This is a genomic window from Kosakonia sp. ML.JS2a (genome assembly GCF_025642095.1).
Lineage (GTDB): Bacteria > Pseudomonadota > Gammaproteobacteria > Enterobacterales > Enterobacteriaceae.
On sequence record NZ_CP106754.1, the window covers coordinates 3,275,823 to 3,294,825 of the forward strand.

The 19,003-nt window shown below is 55.9% G+C and carries 14 protein-coding genes; 3 read left to right on the plus strand and 11 right to left on the minus strand.

What is annotated here, in order from left to right; genetic code table 11:
• Positions 1 to 81: 81 nt before the first annotated feature.
• Genes efeB through efeU form a run of 3 tightly spaced genes read right to left on the minus strand, consistent with a single transcriptional unit; the run spans position 82 to position 3,381 of the window.
• Positions 82 to 1,365: an iron uptake transporter deferrochelatase/peroxidase subunit gene (efeB, locus tag N7922_RS15635; RefSeq protein ID WP_263097185.1), complete on the minus strand. Its 1,284-nt coding sequence runs from the start codon at positions 1,363 to 1,365 to the stop codon at positions 82 to 84.
• A 3-nt stretch (positions 1,366 to 1,368) separates the two neighbouring features.
• Positions 1,369 to 2,496 (minus strand): iron uptake system protein EfeO, encoded by a 1,128-nt coding sequence (gene efeO, locus N7922_RS15640; RefSeq protein ID WP_263097186.1) that lies wholly within the window; start codon positions 2,494 to 2,496, stop codon positions 1,369 to 1,371.
• Positions 2,497 to 2,547: 51 nt separating this feature from the next.
• Positions 2,548 to 3,381, minus strand: coding sequence for an iron uptake transporter permease EfeU (gene efeU, locus N7922_RS15645; protein ID WP_263097187.1), 834 nt, complete (start codon positions 3,379 to 3,381; stop codon positions 2,548 to 2,550).
• A gap of 277 nt (positions 3,382 to 3,658) precedes the next feature.
• Here efeU and N7922_RS15650 point away from each other — a divergent pair, with 277 nt between their 5' ends.
• Positions 3,659 to 4,843, plus strand: coding sequence for a NupC/NupG family nucleoside CNT transporter (locus N7922_RS15650; protein ID WP_263097188.1), 1,185 nt, complete (start codon positions 3,659 to 3,661; stop codon positions 4,841 to 4,843).
• Between the two features lie 34 nt (positions 4,844 to 4,877).
• Here N7922_RS15650 and N7922_RS15655 read toward each other — a convergent pair whose 3' ends face one another.
• Both N7922_RS15655 and putP read right to left on the minus strand, forming a co-directional pair.
• Complete coding sequence (locus N7922_RS15655; RefSeq protein ID WP_263097190.1) at positions 4,878 to 5,312, minus strand: DUF3574 domain-containing protein; 435 nt, start codon at positions 5,310 to 5,312, stop codon at positions 4,878 to 4,880.
• Between the two features lie 100 nt (positions 5,313 to 5,412).
• A complete protein-coding gene (gene putP, locus N7922_RS15660; protein ID WP_263097191.1) occupies positions 5,413 to 6,921 on the minus strand; it encodes a sodium/proline symporter PutP in 1,509 nt (502 codons plus the stop codon).
• A 418-nt stretch (positions 6,922 to 7,339) separates the two neighbouring features.
• Between putP and putA the strand changes: the two genes are divergently transcribed.
• Entirely contained in the window at positions 7,340 to 11,299 is a 3,960-nt protein-coding gene (gene putA, locus N7922_RS15665; RefSeq protein WP_263097192.1) for a trifunctional transcriptional regulator/proline dehydrogenase/L-glutamate gamma-semialdehyde dehydrogenase, read from the plus strand.
• Positions 11,300 to 11,372: 73 nt separating this feature from the next.
• Here the strand turns inward: putA and N7922_RS15670 are convergent, their stop codons facing one another.
• The 6 genes from N7922_RS15670 to N7922_RS15695 all read right to left on the minus strand — a co-directional run bounded on the left by N7922_RS15670 (position 11,373) and on the right by N7922_RS15695 (position 18,152).
• A complete protein-coding gene (locus N7922_RS15670; protein ID WP_263097193.1) occupies positions 11,373 to 11,975 on the minus strand; it encodes an SIS domain-containing protein in 603 nt (200 codons plus the stop codon).
• Positions 11,972 to 13,609, minus strand: coding sequence for an FGGY-family carbohydrate kinase (locus N7922_RS15675; protein WP_263097194.1), 1,638 nt, complete (start codon positions 13,607 to 13,609; stop codon positions 11,972 to 11,974). The genes N7922_RS15670 and N7922_RS15675 overlap by 4 nt, the downstream gene beginning before the upstream one ends.
• 16 nt (positions 13,610 to 13,625) lie before the next feature.
• Positions 13,626 to 14,579, minus strand: coding sequence for an ABC transporter permease (locus tag N7922_RS15680; RefSeq protein ID WP_263097195.1), 954 nt, complete (start codon positions 14,577 to 14,579; stop codon positions 13,626 to 13,628).
• 1 nt (position 14,580) lies between these two features.
• The gene (locus N7922_RS15685; RefSeq protein WP_263097196.1) at positions 14,581 to 15,570 is read right to left on the minus strand and encodes an ABC transporter permease; all 990 of its coding nucleotides are present in this window, start codon (positions 15,568 to 15,570) and stop codon (positions 14,581 to 14,583) included.
• Positions 15,563 to 17,062, minus strand: a complete 1,500-nt coding sequence (locus N7922_RS15690; protein ID WP_263097197.1) for a sugar ABC transporter ATP-binding protein — start codon at positions 17,060 to 17,062, stop codon at positions 15,563 to 15,565. The genes N7922_RS15685 and N7922_RS15690 overlap by 8 nt, the downstream gene beginning before the upstream one ends.
• A gap of 106 nt (positions 17,063 to 17,168) precedes the next feature.
• A complete protein-coding gene (locus tag N7922_RS15695) occupies positions 17,169 to 18,152 on the minus strand; it encodes an autoinducer 2 ABC transporter substrate-binding protein (RefSeq protein WP_263097198.1) in 984 nt (327 codons plus the stop codon).
• A 455-nt stretch (positions 18,153 to 18,607) separates the two neighbouring features.
• Here N7922_RS15695 and N7922_RS15700 point away from each other — a divergent pair, with 455 nt between their 5' ends.
• Entirely contained in the window at positions 18,608 to 19,003 is a 396-nt protein-coding gene (locus N7922_RS15700; RefSeq protein ID WP_263097200.1) for a lysozyme inhibitor LprI family protein, read from the plus strand.

Sequence of the window (19,003 nt, forward strand, 5' to 3'; positions counted from 1 at the left end):
GATATCTGGATGGCAGAAAAAGTATGTCAGAATGCTACGGATAACAGAATATCCTGCCCTGTAGCGGGCAGGATAGGATCTTTACGATTCGAGAAGAGATTGTGCAAGGTAGCGACTGGCGTCTTTCACGCCCGGCAACACAAAGAAGTAACCGCCGCCAATCGGGCGAATATACTCCTCCAGCGCCTCGCCATTCAGGCGTTTTTGTACCGTAAGAAAACCTTTTTCCAGATCGTGCTGGTAGCAGACAAACAACAACCCCATATCCAACTGTCCGGAATGCGTCACGCCGAGCGAGTAGCTGTAGCCACGGCGCATCATCAGGCTTGATTGCGTCTCTTTGGTGCGCGGGTTTGCCAGACGAATATGGCTGTCGAGCGCAATCACATCGCCGTCCGGATCGCGGGTGTAATCCGGGACATCATGCTCATTTTGCATGCCCAGCGGCGCGCCGGAATGCTTATCGCGACCGAAAATGGTCTGCTGCTCTTTCAGCGGCGTACGATCCCAAAACTCCACATGGAACTGAATGATACGTACCGCCTGATAGCTGCCGCCTACCGCCCAGGCCGGTTCGCCCTGATCGCCGGTCACCCACACCACCTCATCCATCAGCGCGTTGTTGCTACTGTCCGGATTGGCGGTGCCGTCCTTAAAGCCCAGCAGGTTAATCGGCGTCTCTTTTCCTTTACTGCGCGCGGCATGATCGGAGATAAACCCTTCCCGCTTCCAGCGCACACTGAGCAAATCCGGCGTGTGTTTGATCAGATCGCGCAATGCATGAATCACCGTATCCTGCGTGTTCGCGCAAATCTGGATCAGCAGATCGCCATGGCATAACGCGGCATCAAGAGAATCGTTGGGGAAACGCGCCATTTTTTGCAGCGTCTTCGGCATCAGGGCGCTTAAACCAAAGCGCTTATCAAACAGCGACTGCCCAACGGACACCGTCACCGTCAGATTGTCCGCCGCAATGTACGACCCAAGAATCCCGGAATCCAGCGGCGGCAAACGCGGGTTTGGCGTATCCGGCGCCGGGCCGCCAGCAGTAAGGAAAGCAATACGCTGCGTCAATAAGCGGAACAGACGTTCAAGGTCGGCTTTATCCGCCGCCAGGACATCAAATGCCACCAGCATCATGGAGGCCTGCTGCGGCGTTAAAATACCGGCCTGATGCGCACCGAAGAACGGCTGTTTTTCATTGCGCGCATCAGGAGACAGCGTGCCTGGCGCGCTTTGCGGTTTCGCCGCGTGGGCGACCGGGCATCCACCTGTCAGCGCAAGCGCGCCTCCCAGCGCGCCCATACTTTTTAATAAACGGCGCCGGGAAGGCTCACTGACGCCGCTGTTATCATGTTGACTCATGGTTTAATCCAGTCCCAGCACACCGCGTAATTGCGCGAGATCTTCGGCAAGCGTGGTAATCGGCCCTTTCAGCGCATTGCGATCCGCATCGGTCAACTTGTCATAAGTCTCATAGCCATCTTTAGTGCGGTATTTCGCCAGAATGGTGTCCACTTTTTTGAAGTTGGCATCGACTTTGGCCAGCAGTTCGCTGTTATTTTTCTGCAACTGCGGACGCAGCAGATCAACAATTTTCTGCGCCCCGTCGACGTTCGCCTGGAAGTCCCACAGGTCCGTGTGGCTGTAACGATCTTCTTCACCGCTGATTTTGCTCGCCGCCACTTCTTCAATCAGACCGGCTGCGCCGCCAACCACTTTTGATGGCGGGAACGCCAGCTCATTAATACGGGTCTGCAAATCAGCCACGTCGGTATAGAGCTGATCGGCATAGTGGCCCATATCTTTGGTGGTATTGTCGCCAAACAGCGCTTTTTCCAGACGGTGGAAACCGGTGAATTTCGGATCGGCGGCTTTATGTTCGTAATCATCTTCACGGGCGTCGATGCTGCCATCCAGATCGGAGAACAGTTCGGCAATCGGCTCAATGCGCTCGTAGTGTTGGCGGGTCGGGGCATACAGGGCTTTCGCTTTTTCGATATCCCCGGCTTTCACGGCGTCCGTAAAGGCTTTGGTGCCCGTCACAAGCTGAGCGGTTTCCGCGACCACATAGGCTTTATAGTCGGCAATCGCCGTGCTGAGGCTCAGCAGCGCTTCGCCTTTTGCCGCATCAGCAGTGGCTTCGCCCTTCACAATCAGTTTGCCTTTCGGGTTAGTTAACAGACCGCAGGTCATGTCATATTCACCCGGTTGCAGGTTAGCCGTCAGTTTCTGGCTAAAGCCCGGCGCAATGTTTTCGCGCTCTTCCACCACCATCACGCCTTTGAGGATCTCCCACTCCAGCGCTTTCTGGCTGTGGTTAACGATCACAAACTGTGTTTTACCCGCATTCACCGTCAGGTTCATCGGCTCACACTGCTTGTCTGTGACCGTGACTTTCACCTGCGGAATATCCGCGGCCTGTGCCGCAAACGCGCAAGAAAACAGCGCAGCGATCCCTACCTGTAATGCACTACGACGAAAATGAATTGCCATGACCCTTCCTTTAAATAAGTATGTTGTAACTATAGCAACTGATAAGCGAGATTACGGCGCAGCCCTGGAAGGCTGCGAACCGTCGCGTGGTGGCATAAAAAACAGTACCAGTGCCGGGATCAGATAGAGGAAATAGGTGAACACTTCGCTCACACTCGGCGTTTCCTGATAGCCAAAGATCCCCTCCAGCAAGGTGCCGGTGAGTGAATGCGTGGTCAGAACGTTGCTTAAATCAAAAGCCACATCCTGGAAATGGTTCCACAAACCGGCTTCATGGAAGGCGCGAATCGCACCGGCAGCCAGCCCTGCGGCAACCAGCAGAATAAACAGGCTGGTCCATTTGAAAAACGCGCCCAAATTGAGACGAATACCGCCCCAGTAGAGCAGAAAACCGAGCACCACCGCCGTCGCAAGTCCGAGTATCGCGCCGACGGGCGGCCAGATGCCCACATCCTGCTGGAATGCGGCCAGCAGGAAAAATACCGATTCCAGTCCCTCACGCGCCACGGCGAAAAAGACCATCATGATCAGCGCCCAGCCATGGTTGCTGCCGCGCGCCAGTGCGTTATCTACCGCCTGCTCCAGTTGCACTTTGACGTTACGCGACACTTTGCGCATCCAGAACACCATCCAGGTGAGGATCACAACAGCAATCACCGCAACAATTCCTTCGAACAGCTCCTGTTCTCGCTGCGGGAACTCTCCCGTGGTTTCGTTAATGGCAATGCCCAGGCCAAGGCACAGAGCCGAAGCGAGGAACACACCAATCCACATCACGCCAATCCAGCGCCCCCGGTGTGTACGTTTGAGGTAGCTGGCGATCAGGCTAACGATCAGCGCCGCTTCGAGGCCTTCACGTAACATAATGAGAAATGGAACAAACATGGAGGACGCCCCTAATGTCATGCGCAGTCAGTGGTTGCAAAGAAAAGTAAATTCTTGTGATAGTGATTATCATTACGCCGCGTGGAAACTCAAGCGAAAAATGATGAGAATGATAACCGGATGTAAACGCATAGCAGGCTAACCGTGCAGGCCGGGGCTTTATGCAGAAGTGGTTGAAATACTGCAAAAACTTAGCTTACAAATCTTTAACTTTATATTTACCGCACGCCGCCGCTATGGCTAAATAAACTTCCTGTTTACCTGCCCCTTTAGAGATATGATCAATTTTCTGCACTTTCTGCTGGCGTTAGTGGTGATCCTTGCGCTGGCCTGGCTGGTCAGTTTCGACCGCCGACAAATCCGCATCCGTTTTATTCTGCAACTGATTGTGATTGAGTTAGCGCTGGCATGGTTCTTTTTACATGCCCAGAGCGGCCTGACGCTGATTAAATATGTTTCCGGCTTCTTTGAAGCGCTGCTGAAATTTGCCGGCGAAGGCACCGGTTTTGTTTTCGGCGGTATGAGCGAAAAAGGGTTAGCGTTTATTTTCCTCGGCGTCCTGTGCCCTATCGTGTTTATTTCCGCGCTGATTGGTATTTTGCAGCACTGGCGTATTCTGCCTATTTTTATTCGTCTGATAGGCACCCTGCTGTCGAAACTGAATGGCATGGGCAAGCTGGAATCCTTTAACGCCGTCAGTTCACTGATCCTCGGTCAGTCAGAAAACTTCATTGCCTATAAAGGGATACTGTCAGACATCTCCTCACGCCGCCTGTTCACCATGGCCGCCACGGCCATGTCGACGGTGTCGCTGTCCATCGTGGGGGCATATATGACCATGCTGGATGCCAAATACGTTGTCGCGGCGTTGATCCTGAATATGTTCAGCACCTTTATTGTGCTGTCGGTAATAAACCCGACGCGCCCGGAAGCCGAAGCTGAAATCAAACTGGAAAAACTCCACGAGTCGCAAAGTTTCTTTGAGATGCTCGGCGAGTATATTCTGGCCGGTTTTAAAGTGGCGATGATCATTCTGGCAATGCTGATTGGCTTTATTGCGTTAATCAGTGCAATCAACGCGCTCTTCAGCACACTGTTCGGCATCAGCTTCCAGCAGATCCTCGGCTATGTGTTCTATCCGCTGGCCTGGCTTATCGGCATCCCGCTGAGCGATGCCCTGCACGCGGGCAGCATTATGGCAACCAAACTGGTGGCGAACGAATTTGTGGCAATGATCGAACTGCAGAAAATTGCCGCAGAAATGACGCCGCGCGGGCTGGGTATCCTCTCGGTCTTCCTGGTGTCGTTTGCCAACTTTGCCTCTATCGGCATTGTCGCAGGTGCGATTAAGGGCCTGAACGAGCCACAAGGCAACGCCGTTTCCCGTTTCGGCCTGCGTCTGGTCTACGGCGCAACGCTGGTGAGCCTGCTATCCGCCGCATTTGCGGGCGTCGTGCTCTGACTGTTTTCCCTCTCCTGCGGGAGAGGGATTTTCGTTAAAACTGCACGCAAACCGGCTGATCGACACGCATCACCGATTCCTGGGCAAAGCGCGATTTGTAAATACCGCGCAGCGCTTCGATTTTCGCCTCGCTTTGCGCATCGGTACCGTGGATCAGCATTAAGGCTTTACTCTCTTCACGCGCGACTTTCCCGTCATTACCCAACCACTGTCCACGCGCATCAAACACCGTCAGTCCCTCGCGAAAGCGCGGTGTGACATCGCCATCAACAAATTGCTGCCACTCCTGACCGGTGATCGCTTTCCCCGCCGGACGACTTAAACCGAAATAGAGCGTCGTTTGCTGCATTTGGTTATCCGCTTTACAACTCTGCGCAGCCGCCGTAGCCGCCGGTTTCGGTGCAGGCGCCACGCACCCTGCCAGTACGCCCGCCATCACCAGTGCAGTGAATCCTGTCTTTAACTTCATGTTGTTATCCTCATTGTTATTTGTGGTGAGATATCAGCGTAATTGCACTGATTTAGCAATAAAAAAACCCGCCGAAGCGGGTTTTTTCGTGCAACCAGATTTACTCCGCCTGTAAACGGGACGGCGGCGCAGTGCGGTAATGCGCGTCGGCTTCAGCAAAACGCTGCTGCATTGCCGCAGAAGGTGCTTTACCCAGCAGGCTGAACACCACAATGCCGATACTGCCGAAAATAAAGCCCGGAATGATTTCGTACAGACCCAGCCATGCGTACTGTTTCCACACCAGCACCGTTACTGCGCCAATCACCATCCCCGCCAACGCGCCGTTACGCGTCATACGCGACCACATCACCGAGAACAGCACGACCGGGCCAAACGCTGCGCCAAAGCCTGCCCAGGCATAGCTTACCAGGCCAAGTACGCGGTTTTCCGGGTTGGCCGCCAGCGCAATGGCAATCAACGCCACCAGCAGCACCATGGCGCGCCCAACCCAAACCAGCTCGGTCTGGCTCGCGCCTTTACGCAGAAAGGCTTTGTAGAAATCTTCGGTAATCGCGCTTGAACACACCAGCAGCTGGCAGCTCAGCGTCGACATCACCGCCGCGAGGATCGCCGACAAAAGTACTCCAGCAATCCACGGGTTAAACAGCAACTGTGCCAGTTCAATAAACACACGTTCGGCGTTCTGATTCACCGCGCCCGCGAGCGACGGGTTGTTGCTGAAATAGGCAATGCCGAAAAAGCCGACAGCAACCGCGCCGCCAAGGCACAGGATCATCCATGTCATGCTGATACGACGGGCATGCACAATGGTGTGGTGGGAATCTGCCGCCATAAAACGCGCCAGGATATGCGGCTGCCCGAAGTAACCGAGTCCCCATCCCATCAGCGACAGAATAGCGACAAAATTCAACCCCTTGAGCATATCGACGTTTTCAAGGCTTTTCTGTTTGATAACGTCCAGCGAGTCACCAAAACCGCCCACGGCAATAATCACAATCACCGGCGTCAGGATCAGGGCAAAAATCATCAGGCTGGCCTGAACCGTATCGGTCCAGCTAATGGCCAGGAAGCCGCCAATAAAGGTGTAGATGATTGTCGCTGCCGCCCCGGCCCACAGCGCCGTTTCGTAGCTCATGCCGAAGGTGCTTTCAAACAGACGCGCGCCCGCCACAATCCCGGAAGCACAATAAATCGTGAAGAACACGAGGATCACCACCGCCGAAATAATACGCAACAGGCGGCTTTTATCTTCAAAACGGCCGGTGAAATAATCCGGTAATGTCAGTGCATTATTGTTCGCTTCGGTGTGAACGCGCAGACGACCGGCCACCAGCTTCCAGTTGATCCATGCGCCGAGGGTCAGGCCAATGGCAATCCAGCTTTCAGAAATACCGGAAATAAAAATCGCGCCCGGCAAGCCCATCAGCAGCCAGCCGCTCATGTCAGAAGCGCCGGCGGACAGTGCCGTCACCAGAGGCCCAAGACGACGACCGCCGAGAATATAGTCGTCAAAGTTTTTCGTCGAACGCCAGGCGATAAACCCAATCAATATCATGCCAAAGATATAAATAAGAAAGGTCACCAGCATCGGTGTGCTAATTGCCATTAAAAGGTCTCCAGAATTCTTGTCGGCAAATGTCTTGTTTGCCGTTTTTATCCATCACCGGAACGGGGTGGTGGTGCGTACTTGTCGTTTGCGGCGACCGTATCCTGCCGGAAGGCTCGCTTATTCACAATTGATTTAACACAGCATTTACATCAAATTCATCCTGTGCTTAATAAGATTTCGCGATAGGTTGCACTGTGTCACACTTTTAAAGGTTGCACCTTAAAAAAGTGTTATGCACCGCATAAAACCTGGATCGACAGCGAAATATGCAGCGCCCTTCCCCGTTACCAGCAATTAACATTTCATTCATTTTCTACGTTGCCAACCTGGTCACATTTAACAAGGTTGCACAAAGTTGCAACATGGTGGATATTTCAGCCTGAACCGCAAAACAATGTAAAAACAGGAGCAAAGCATGGGCACCACCACCATGGGGGTCAAGCTTGATGACGCAACACGCGAAAGGATCAAAGCCGCAGCAGCCACTATCGACCGCACGCCGCACTGGCTGATTAAGCAAGCCATTTTTAATTACCTGGAAAAGCTGGAAAGCAATGAAGCGCTGCCGGAACTGGCGGGTACGCAAAGCCGCGGCACGCAGGATGAAGAACCGAATCTGACCCTTGATGAGAGCCACCAGCCGTTCCTTGACTTCGCTGAGCAGATCCTGCCGCAATCCGTTTCCCGCGCCGCCATTACCGGTGCCTGGCGCTGGGCGGAAACCGACGCCGTGCCAATGTTGCTGGAACAGGCCCGTCTGCCGCAGCCGGTGGCCGACAGCGCCCATAAACTCGCTTACCAGTTAGCCGAAAAACTCCGTAATCAGAAAACAGCATCCGGGCGGGCGGGCATGGTGCAAAGCCTGTTGCAGGAGTTCTCCCTCTCTTCACAAGAAGGTGTGGCGCTGATGTGCCTTGCCGAAGCGCTGTTGCGTATTCCGGACAAAGCCACACGCGATGCGCTGATCCGCGACAAAATCAGTAACGGCAACTGGCAATCCCATATCGGCCGCAGTCCGTCGCTGTTCGTTAACGCCGCCACCTGGGGATTGCTGTTTACCGGTCGTCTGGTCTCCACGCATAACGAAGCCAACCTCTCCCACGCGCTGAACCGTATTATCGGCAAAAGCGGCGAGCCGCTGATCCGCAAAGGCGTCGATATGGCGATGCGTCTGATGGGTGAGCAATTTGTCACCGGCGAAACCATCGCCGAAGCGCTGGCCAATGCGCGAAAACTGGAAGAGAAAGGTTTCCGCTACTCCTACGACATGCTCGGTGAAGCCGCGCTGACCGCCGCCGATGCGCAGGCCTATATGCTCTCTTACCAGCAGGCGATTAACGCCATCGGAAAAGCCTCCAACGGGCGCGGCATTTATGAAGGGCCGGGCATCTCCATTAAACTCTCCGCACTGCACCCGCGTTACAGCCGCGCGCAGTACGATCGGGTGATGGACGAACTTTACCCGCGCCTGAAATCGCTGACGCTGCTGGCGCGCCAGTATGATATTGGCATCAATATCGATGCCGAAGAGGCCGATCGTCTGGAAATCTCCCTCGATCTGCTGGAAAAACTCTGCTTTGAACCGGAACTGGCCGGCTGGAACGGCATCGGGTTCGTGATCCAGGCCTACCAGAAGCGCTGCCCGTTTGTGATTGACTACCTGACGGATTTAGCTACCCGCAGCCGTCGCCGGTTGATGATCCGTCTGGTAAAAGGTGCGTACTGGGACAGCGAAATTAAGCGCGCGCAAATGGAAGGGCTGGAAGGCTATCCGGTCTACACCCGTAAGGTCTATACCGATGTCTCCTACCTCGCCTGCGCGAAAAAATTACTGGCTGTGCCGAACCTGATCTACCCCCAGTTCGCGACCCACAACGCCCATACGCTGGCGGCCATTTATCAACTGGCCGGGCAGAACTACTACCCAGGACAGTATGAGTTCCAGTGCCTGCATGGCATGGGGGAACCGCTGTACGAACAGGTGGTCGGTAAAGTGGCCGAGGGCAAACTCAACCGCCCGTGCCGCATTTATGCCCCGGTCGGTACGCACGAAACGCTGCTGGCTTACCTGGTGCGCCGTCTGCTGGAAAACGGCGCCAACACCTCTTTTGTTAACCGTATTGCCGACAACACGCTGCCGCTGGACGCCCTGGTCGCGGATCCGGTCACCGAAGTGGAAAAACTCGCCGCGCAGGAGGGCCTCGTTGGACTGCCGCATCCGAAGATTGCCCTGCCCCGCGCGTTGTATGGCGAGGGGCGGATCAACTCGGCCGGACTGGATCTGGCGAATGAACACCGCCTGGCTTCCCTCTCCTCCGCGTTGCTCAACAGCGCCGCGCAAAAATGGTACGCCCGCCCGATGCTGGAACAGGCGATCACAGAAGGCGAACCGCTGCCGGTGATTAACCCGGCCGAGCCGAAAGATATCGTGGGTTATGTGGTTGAAGCCAGCGAAGCCCACGTGAATCAGGCGCTGGAGAATGCCGTCGGCCATGCCCCCATCTGGTTTGCCACTCCGCCGCAGGAGCGTGCCGCCATTCTTGAGCGCGCAGCGGTACTGATGGAAGATCAGATGCAGCAGTTGATTGGCATTCTGGTGCGCGAATCCGGTAAAACCTTCAGTAATGCCATCGCCGAAGTGCGTGAAGCCGTCGACTTCCTGCGCTATTACGCCGGGCAGGTGCACGCGGATTTCGATAACGAGACACACCGCCCGCTGGGACCGGTGGTTTGCATCAGCCCGTGGAACTTCCCACTGGCTATCTTTACCGGGCAGATTGCTGCCGCCCTGGCGGCCGGTAACAGCGTGCTGGCAAAACCGGCTGAACAAACACCGTTGATCGCGGCACAAGGCGTGGCGATCCTGCTGGAAGCGGGGGTTCCTGCTGGCGTCCTGCAACTGCTGCCGGGGCGCGGCGAGACCGTTGGCGCGCAGCTTACAGGCGATGCGCGGGTGCGCGGTGTCATGTTTACCGGTTCAACCGACGTCGCCATGCTGCTACAACGCACTATCGCCACCCGCCTGGATGCACAAGGCCGCCCGACGCCGCTGATTGCGGAAACCGGCGGCATGAACGCGATGATCGTTGACTCTTCAGCGCTCACGGAACAGGTGGTGATCGATGTACTGGCTTCCGCGTTCGACAGCGCCGGTCAGCGCTGCTCTGCCCTGCGCGTGCTCTGCCTGCAAGACGACATTGCCGATCACACACTCACCATGTTGCGCGGCGCGATGGCGGAGTGCCGGATGGGTAACCCCGGTCGCCTGACCACCGACATTGGCCCGGTGATTGATGCCGAAGCAAAAGAGAACATTGATAAGCACATCCAGGCGATGCGGGCAAAAGGCCGCCCGGTATTCCAGGCGGTGCGTGAAAACAGTGAAGATGCCCGCGAATGGCGTAACGGCACATTCGTTGCGCCCACGCTGATTGAGCTGGAGAGTGTTGACGAACTGAAAAAAGAGATCTTTGGTCCGGTACTGCACGTGGTGCGCTACCGCCGTAGCCAGTTGGAACAGTTGATCAACCAGATTAACGCGTCCGGCTACGGCCTGACCCTCGGTGTGCATACCCGTATTGATGAGACCATCGCCCAGGTAACGGGGAGCGCGCATGTCGGCAACCTGTATGTGAACCGCAATATGGTGGGCGCGGTGGTCGGCGTGCAGCCGTTTGGCGGTGAAGGCTTATCCGGAACCGGTCCGAAAGCTGGCGGGCCACTCTATCTCTACCGTTTACTGAGCCATCGCCCGGAAAATGCGGTACAGAAAACGCTGGCGCGCCACGATGCGCAATTCCCGGTAGATGCTCAACTGAAGGCCGTGCTGGCGCAACCGTTGGAAGATCTGACGGCGTGGGCAAAAGACCGCCCGGCGTTGCAACAGCATTGTCGCCAGTTTGGCGAACTGGCGCAGACAGGTACGCAACGCCTGTTACAAGGCCCAACCGGGGAGCGCAATAGCTGGACGCTGGCTCCACGGGAGCGGGTGCTCTGCGTGGCGGATAACGAACAGGATGCGCTGGTACAACTGGCGGCGGCGATCGCCTGCGGCAGCCAGGTGCTGTGGCCGGACACCCCGCTACACCGGGATGTGGCAACATCGCTGCCAGCAAGTGTCAGCCAGCGGATCCAGTTTGCCAAAGCGGACGTGCTGCTGGCACAGGCCTTCGATGCCGTGATTTTCCACGGCGATTCGGATCAACTGGTATCGCTGTGTGAAAACGTTGCCGCGCGTGAAGGGGCGATTGTTTCGGTTCAGGGCTTTGCCCGCGGCGAACACAATCTCCTGCTGGAGCGTCTGTGGATTGAGCGTTCACTCAGCGTCAATACCGCCGCCGCCGGAGGGAATGCCAGTCTGATGACGATTGGCTAAGCCGGTGAAAAATGCCCGATGACGCTGTGCTTATCGGGCATAGAGTCTGACTCTGCTACGAAAAAAAAGCGCCTTATGGCGCTTTTTTGCTTAATGTTAATCCGACATCGCCGCCAGGGTGCACCGCCAGCAGCGTCTCTTTTGAATAGCCGCTTTCGCGCATCAGGCAGGCGCAGGCGGCGTCAAAAATCGCCAGCACCAGCACAATGGAGGTGGTCGCCAGCATATTCAGCGGATCGATTTCCCGCTGCACGCCGGTCGGGATCACCAACCGGGCAGCGCGGGCAATGGCGGAGTCCGGGTTTTCCGTTACGCTGATAATGCCAACGCCCTTCTTCACAAGCCCTGGCAACAAACGCGTTAACTCATCCGAATTGCCACCGCGCGACAGCATGATCACCAGATCATTACCGTCGAGGAAACCCAAATCACCGTGCGCCGCATCGGTCGCATTCAGGTATATCGCCGGGCGCTCAACACACGCCAACATGTGCGCAATTTTGCGGGCGGCAATGCCCGATGTGCCCACGCCGGTCACCGCAATCTTGCCCCGGCAACCGCGCAGCTCCGCGATCAGTGCATCCCATAATGCATCATTAAGGCGGCTGCTCAGCGCCGCCATCTCTTCGCTGTAGATTTGCCAGGCCGCACAGGCCTGGCGCCAGCCCGTGCTCATGCCCCCTCCTGCATCAGGTTGCGGTACTTCATATGATCCTGATACATCTCGTGGAACACGGTGTATTTACGATCGTAATACTGCTTAATGCGGTTCGTTTGCGGCGTCACCGTTTTGCCAATGCGGCTCATCGCCGACATCGCTTCCGGGAAGCTATCAAAAACCCCCGCCGCCACGGTGCCCATCATCGCGCCGCCCAACAGCATGGCCTCGCTCTCTTCCGGCAACAGCATGGCGCAACCAGTGGCATTGGCGTGTTCCTGCACAAAGATCGGGTTTTTGGTCCCGCCACCGCTGGCCATTACCGTATCAATGTTGTAACCACTCTGGTTCATGGTTTCGATAATATGCCGGGTTCCCAGCGCAATCGCCTGGATGGTAGCCAGGTAGTGCAGCGCCATATCTTCCGGCGTGCGCGACAGTTTCAACCCGCTAATGACGCCGGTTAGCGTCGGATTCGCTCGTGGGGAACGGTTGCCGTGGAAATAGGGCAAGATATGAATATCGCGGGTCAGGAAAGCGATGTTCTCCGGCTCCCCCGCCATTTTACGCAGCAGCGCATTGAGCACTTCGTAAATCGTCTGCCCGTGCGTATTCGCCTGAGCGAGCAGCGTGTCGTAGCACGGATGCGACTGAATAATATGATCGATCAACGCGCCCGTTGCCGATTGCCCGCCCTCATTCAACCAGTAATCCGGTAGCACGGCCGAGTAATAGGGCCCCCATACCCCCCCGATAAACCGCGGCTGCGGGGAGATAGCCATATGCCCGGTCGAGGTGCCGCCAATCAAGGCAATACGCCTGTCGAAGTCCGCCACTTCGCCGGAAACGCCGCATGCGCCCAGCGTACCCAGCGTCCCGGCGTGCGCATCAATGATCGACACGCTCACGGCGGTGCCGGGCATCAATCCCATTTCTGTTGCCGCGCGTTGCGTCAGTCCACGCCCGAGTGGTTCGCCCATGGTTTTCACGTAGCGACCAATTTTCCCGGCATCATGCTCCAGCAGGTCGTCCAGCCCAATCTGGCGGAAGTAGCTGGTATCCCACTTATCTTCGTGACCCATGTAGGTCCACTTACACACGGTTGAACAGAGCGAGCGCGTATCGTCACCCGTTGCCCGCCAGGTGAGAAAATCCGGGAGATCAAAGTAATAACCGGCATTGGCCCAGGTGTTCGGCATATGCTGTTTCAGCCACAGTAACTTTGGCGTTTGCATCTCCGGCGAGATAATGCCCCCCACATAATCGAGTACCCGATGATGCGTGGCATTAATGCGGTCGGCCTGTGAAATCGCGCGGTGATCCATCCACACAATGATGTTCTGTTCACTGCGCCCGGAGGGGCTGATCGTCAGCGGTTTACCCTCTTTGTCGAGCACCACCAGCGAACAGGTGGCATCAAAACCGAGGCCTTTCACCTGAATGGGGTTGATGTCCGCCTGGTTCACCGCATCGCGCACGGCATTGCAGACCGACTGCCAGATATTGTCAGAGGATTGTTCAACAAAGTCCGCCTGCGGACGATAGATCTCAATGGCCCGGCTCGCCTGGCTGACCATCCGACCGGTCAAATCAAATACCCCTGCACGGGCGCTGCCGGTACCTACATCTACACCAATAAAATAGCTCGCCATTTTTTTTCTCCTGACATCAGGCCTTACGATTTTGTAATGCAATAAAGAGGATCAGCACCGCGCCCCAGAGCGCCATCGTCAGATAGCTGCTGATGCCCAACAAGTTAAAACCGCTTTCCAGCATTTGTAGCACCACCAGCGCCAGCACGAGGCCAAGCACGCGCCCAAAGCCGCCGTCGGGGTTAATACCGCCCAACACGGAAGCCAGAATGGTGACCAGAAGATAAGACTCGCCGTAGCCCGCTTTGGCGGAGTTGAATTTCGCCATCATCAATATGGCCGCCACCCACCCCAGCATGGCAGAAATAACGTAGACGGCGATCTGCACCCGCACCGTATTGACGCCGCTGTAGCGCGTGGCCTGCTCGTTAGAGCCCACCAGGTAAAGGCTACGGCCAAGCGTCGTGTGCTCCAGTAAGACCCACATCAGCAGCGCCACAAAAATAAACAGCAGCAGCGCCACCGGAATGCCCAGCAGCGTGGCATTGCCAAGAAACTGGATCGCGACCGGGAAACCGGAAATCACCGTGCCGTTGGAGAGTAAAATATTCAGCCCGGAGATCAGCGTCATGGTGCCAAGCGTGGCGAGGATCGGCGAGACGCCAATCCCTGCGACCAACGCCCCGTTCAGCACGCCAATCGCCACCGCCACCAGCAGCCCGGCCAACAGCGCCAACGCAACAAACAGCGGATTATCCGGGTGACTGACAATCACCGCCGCCATCACCAGCGAACAGGCATTGGCCCCGGCGATAATCGATAAATTGATGCCGCCCGTCAGCATGGTGATCCCCATTCCCAGCGCCAGCATGCCGAGAATGGGCAGTTGCGAGCCGATGGACTGGAAATTGGCGATACTGAAAAAGCGGCTGCCAAGCAACGCAGAAAAGACCAGCGCCACCGCAATGATGATCACACACTGCAAACGAATGATGGCATCACCGGGCAAAATTCGGACGATGGATTTCATCTTAAAGCTCCCTTGCCAGTTTGCGTTTTTCGTTCCACGCGGTGGCGCTAATGCTCACCAGGATGATCGCGCCGCTAAATACCGTATGCCAGTAGGAAGAGACGCCAAGCAGCGTTAAGCCATTTTGTAAGAAGGCCAGCAGGATCACCCCGAGCAGCGTGCCGGTCAGCGTGCCGCGCCCGCCGCTCATACTGGTGCCCCCAAGCACCACCGCTGCTAACACGGTAAGCTCAAAACCAAGCAGTGAATTGGGCGCGACTGACTGGGTGATCTGCGCCTGCACCACCGCCGCCACGCCGGCCAGGATGCCCATATAGCCATACACGTAAAGATGCAGTTTCCACAGATTCAACCCCAGGCGGGAAGCGGCATCACGATTGCCGCCCATTGCATAAATCTGACGCCCCAGCCGGGTTGCGTTCATCAACACGGCGGTAAAAATAATCACCGCGCCGAGGCACAACAGCGGCAGCGTCAGGCCATAGTCGTAGCCATCCGCAGCGGTGAACGAGAACCAGTTGATCCCGTTCATAAACCAGTCCGGGAAGCCATACAGCCAGGTGCCATTGGTGGCATAGACCAATAACCCGTAATAGACGTTGAGCGTGGCAATCGTGATGATGATCGCGGGCACGCGCAGCCACCAGACCAGCAAGCCGTTAAGCAACCCGAGCAGCAGTCCCACGCCCATGGACAGCAGCAGCGCCAGCGCGAAATTGCCGCCGTGGGCAATAACCCAACTGGCCATCGCATACTGGGCGATGGCGGTCATGGCCGGAAACGAGATATCAATACCACCGGAGATCAGCACCACAAACAGCCCGCAGGCCAGAATGCCGAGAATGGCATAGCTGGTGGCCACGTCCGTCAGGTTACCCAATGAGAGGAATTCATCCGTTGCGCTACTCAGCCCGATAGCCAACGCCACCACCAGCAGACCAAGCCAAAATTCATGTTGCCCGACGAGGCGAGCAAGGGCGGCATTACGCATTGACCACCTCCGCAATCTCCTGTTCTGTACAGCGATGCGGGTTAAATTCCGCCACCAGTTCGCCCTGACGCATCACCAACACGCGATGACTGTTGTAATACGCTTCGGGGATCTCATCGCAAATCATCAGTACCGCCATTCCCTGCTCCGCCAGTTGACGGGCAATCTGGTAGATCCCCTCTTTATTGGCGATATCCACCCCTACCGTTGGCGAGTCGAGAATTAAAATGCGCGGTTGGGTCGCGACCCACTTGGCGATGGCGATACGCTGCGCATTGCCGCCGGAGAGCGTTTTAACCGGCAGTCGCGCATCGGAAACTTTAATGTTCAGCTCGCGGATCAGATCCGCCACCAGCCGTTGCGCTTTAGCATGGTCGAGTAAACCGCTGCGGGTGTGCAATTTGTCGAAAACCGTGACGAGGGTGTTGTCATAAATGGATTGCTCCATGATCAGCCCCTGCGTTAACCGATCTTCCGAGACATAGCCAATACCGTGGCGGATCGCGTCGTGGTTATTGCGCAGTTTCACGGGCTTACCGTTGATTAACATCTCGCCGTCCTCCGGCCGGGTCATACCAAACAAGCTCATGCACAGCTCGGTGCGCCCGGCACCCAACAGACCGACAATCGACACAATTTCACCCCTGCGCAGTGTCAGGTTGATATTGCGGTATTTGCCTTTGCGGCTCAGGTGGCGCAGCTCCAGCATCGGCTGCTGTTCGACCGGCGGTTTTTCCGGCAGCGGGCTGTAGTGAAAGCGCTGTCCCGTCATCAGATACGCCAGTTCATGACTATCCAGCTCGCTGGCTGACCAGGTGCCAATCAGTTTGCCGTCGCGCATCACGCTGATGCGATCGGCCACTTCCATCACTTCATCTAACCGATGGCTGACAAAAACCACGCAAATCCCCGCGGCTTTCAGTTCGTTCACCACACGCAGCAGGCCATTGACCTCCTGGCGTGTTAGCGAGGCGGTCGGCTCATCCATGATAACCAGCCGGGCATCGGCGGCAATCGCACGGCAAATCGCCACCAGTTGGCGGTCAGCGATGGAGAGTTTTTCCACTTTTTTATCCGGATCGAGGCGTACGCCAATGCGCGCCATTGCCGCCAGCGCCTGCGCTCTCATCGCGCTGCGGTGCACCCAGAGATCGCCGCCAGGCAGATAACGGTGGATGGCGATATTTTCCGCCACGCTGAAATTGGGGAATAACGAGAGATCCTGATAAATCACCTGAATGCCGTAATGTGCGGAAAGTTGCGGCGTCAGGTGATGAAACAGTTTGCCGTCCAGCGCAATGCTAGCTCCTTTTTCCGGCTGATAGACGCCGGAGATCACTTTGATGATGGTGCTTTTACCGCAGCCGTTTTGCCCCGCCAGGCAGTGAACTTCGCCTTTTTGTAGCGTCAGATTCACACTGTCCAGCGCCAGCACGCCGGGGAACTGCTTGCTGATATTTTCAAGCGTGATAAATGCGGTAGTGTCTGTCATCGACGATACCTCTGCCAGCGCCCGGGGAGGACGCCCTGATTAAACCTGCTGCAAAAAGAGCCGGCCTGGCGGCCGGGCTCCGATTCCCTGATGTGGCCTGAAAAACTCAGAAACCAAGTGATTGCGCGTTATCTTTCGTGACTTCGAGGATTTTGTTAAAGCGGATGACCTTTTTCTCCATGTCCACGTCGGCTTTACCCAGCCCGTCGATGGTCAAATCGGAGGTCACGGCTTTACCTTGCAGTAGCTGGTCGGCGACCGTCACCAGTGCAAACCCGGCGTCACGCGGATCCCACAGCAGTGCTTTTTTGATATCGCCGCGCATCAGATACGGCGCAGCCTGGCCTGGCATGGCAATGCCCACTACCGCCAGTTTGTCTTTTGCCCGTTTTTTCTGCACCGCCTGCCCGGCACCAATCGGCCCCAGCGAACCGAAACCGATCACCCCTTTCATTTGCGGGTAGGTTTTCATCAGATCGAGCGTGGTGGCGTAGGATTTGTCGATGCTTTCCGCCACCGGCAGACGCGAGGTGACTTCAAACATGTCCGGGTATTTCTCTTTTTGATACTTGATGGCGTAATCGGCCCACGCGTTGTGCAGCGGCACGGTCAGCGAACCCACGTAGATGGCATACCCGCCTTTACCGCCCATCGCTTTCGCCAGTTCATCGACGTTGGCTTGCGCATATTTTTCGCTGTCGATGGTTTCAATATCCCACTGGCCTATTTGCTGATCCGGCGATTCGTGCGTCAGTACCACAATGCCTTTATCACGGGCTTTTTTCAGTACCGGCTCCAGCACTTTGGCATCGTTCGGCACCACGATAATGGCGTTGACGTTTTTGGCGATCAGATCTTCAATCACTTTCACCTGTTGCGCCGGATCCGGTGTGGATGGCCCGGTCTGGTAAGCATTGACGTCCAGTTTTTTTGCCGCGTCATTGACGCCGGTTTCCATACGATTGAACCAGGGAATGCCGGTGACCTTCGCCACCACGGCGATTTCATACTTTTCCGCAGCAACAGACTGGCCAGACACCATGCATGCAGAAATGAGGGCTGCACTGAGTAATGCGAGTTTGAATTTCATAGTTGAACCTTTCTTGAGGACAGAGGAAAGTCGCGGAAAGGAGGTTAGCAACGAATGGAAGAGGCAAAACAATGGCAATAATCAAAATGTGATCAATGCCCGGAAAGGTTTGTTTTTGGTAAAATTATGGTTAATACCAGGTTAAAAATGACATCTCTCTTGCCTTAAAAGTCAAAATAAGCGTTAAAAAAAAATAAAAATAAAACATTTAATTAACACTTAATTATCATTCATGGCCAATTAGCGATAATCTTTTGCCCACTCTATCCTCTGGCGGTGCTGGCTAATTTCTCATTTTGAGAACTGAAACGAGAAAGGTATTTTGGCAAAGAAGCCCCCCTTAAACAGATGCGTAACAGACAGCGGCAATCACACGATGAGGGTCATTTGGGTGACATTGGTGAGGGGCTATGCTAAGAAACGGCTGTAGTGAAATCGATAATAAGGGGAAGTTGATGAAACGTAGCATGCTGGCGCTGACGGCGCTGTTGCTAAGCAGTGCGGCATTCGCCGACGAGTGTGATAACGCCTCCACGCAATCCGAGCTGAACAGCTGTACCGCCAGTCAGTACCAGACCGCGGATAAAAAACTGAATCAGACCTATCAGGACGCCCTCAAGCGCGCTACCCCACCGCAGGCCGCGCTGCTGAAAAAAGCGCAGCAGACCTGGATCAGCCTGCGCGACAGTGATTGCGCCTTTGTCAGTTCCGGCGTAGATGGCGGCAGCGTGCAGCCGATGGTGCAAAACCAGTGCCTGGCGGATAAGACTTCCGAACGTGAAGCCTGGCTTGCTTCGCTGTTGCAGTGTGAAGAAGGTGATGTAAGCTGCCCGTTGCCGCCCGCACATTAA

Bases quoted from the DNA above. Each gene is read 5' to 3' on its own strand.
- N7922_RS15670 (WP_263097193.1), bottom strand. From the start codon at position 11,975: ATGAGCACGGGCTGGCGCCAGGCCTGTGCGGCCTGGCAAATCTACAGC.
- efeB (WP_263097185.1), bottom strand. From the start codon at position 1,365: ATGAGTCAACATGATAACAGCGGCGTCAGTGAGCCTTCCCGGCGCCGT.
- N7922_RS15690 (WP_263097197.1), bottom strand. From the start codon at position 17,062: ATGACAGACACTACCGCATTTATCACGCTTGAAAATATCAGCAAGCAG.
- efeU (WP_263097187.1), bottom strand. From the start codon at position 3,381: ATGTTTGTTCCATTTCTCATTATGTTACGTGAAGGCCTCGAAGCGGCG.
- N7922_RS15675 (WP_263097194.1), bottom strand. From the start codon at position 13,609: ATGGCGAGCTATTTTATTGGTGTAGATGTAGGTACCGGCAGCGCCCGT.
- N7922_RS15655 (WP_263097190.1), bottom strand. From the start codon at position 5,312: ATGAAGTTAAAGACAGGATTCACTGCACTGGTGATGGCGGGCGTACTG.
- N7922_RS15695 (WP_263097198.1), bottom strand. From the start codon at position 18,152: ATGAAATTCAAACTCGCATTACTCAGTGCAGCCCTCATTTCTGCATGC.
- putP (WP_263097191.1), bottom strand. From the start codon at position 6,921: ATGGCAATTAGCACACCGATGCTGGTGACCTTTCTTATTTATATCTTT.
- N7922_RS15685 (WP_263097196.1), bottom strand. From the start codon at position 15,570: ATGCGTAATGCCGCCCTTGCTCGCCTCGTCGGGCAACATGAATTTTGG.
- N7922_RS15680 (WP_263097195.1), bottom strand. From the start codon at position 14,579: ATGAAATCCATCGTCCGAATTTTGCCCGGTGATGCCATCATTCGTTTG.
- N7922_RS15650 (WP_263097188.1), top strand. From the start codon at position 3,659: ATGATCAATTTTCTGCACTTTCTGCTGGCGTTAGTGGTGATCCTTGCG.
- putA (WP_263097192.1), top strand. From the start codon at position 7,340: ATGGGCACCACCACCATGGGGGTCAAGCTTGATGACGCAACACGCGAA.
- N7922_RS15700 (WP_263097200.1), top strand. From the start codon at position 18,608: ATGAAACGTAGCATGCTGGCGCTGACGGCGCTGTTGCTAAGCAGTGCG.
- efeO (WP_263097186.1), bottom strand. From the start codon at position 2,496: ATGGCAATTCATTTTCGTCGTAGTGCATTACAGGTAGGGATCGCTGCG.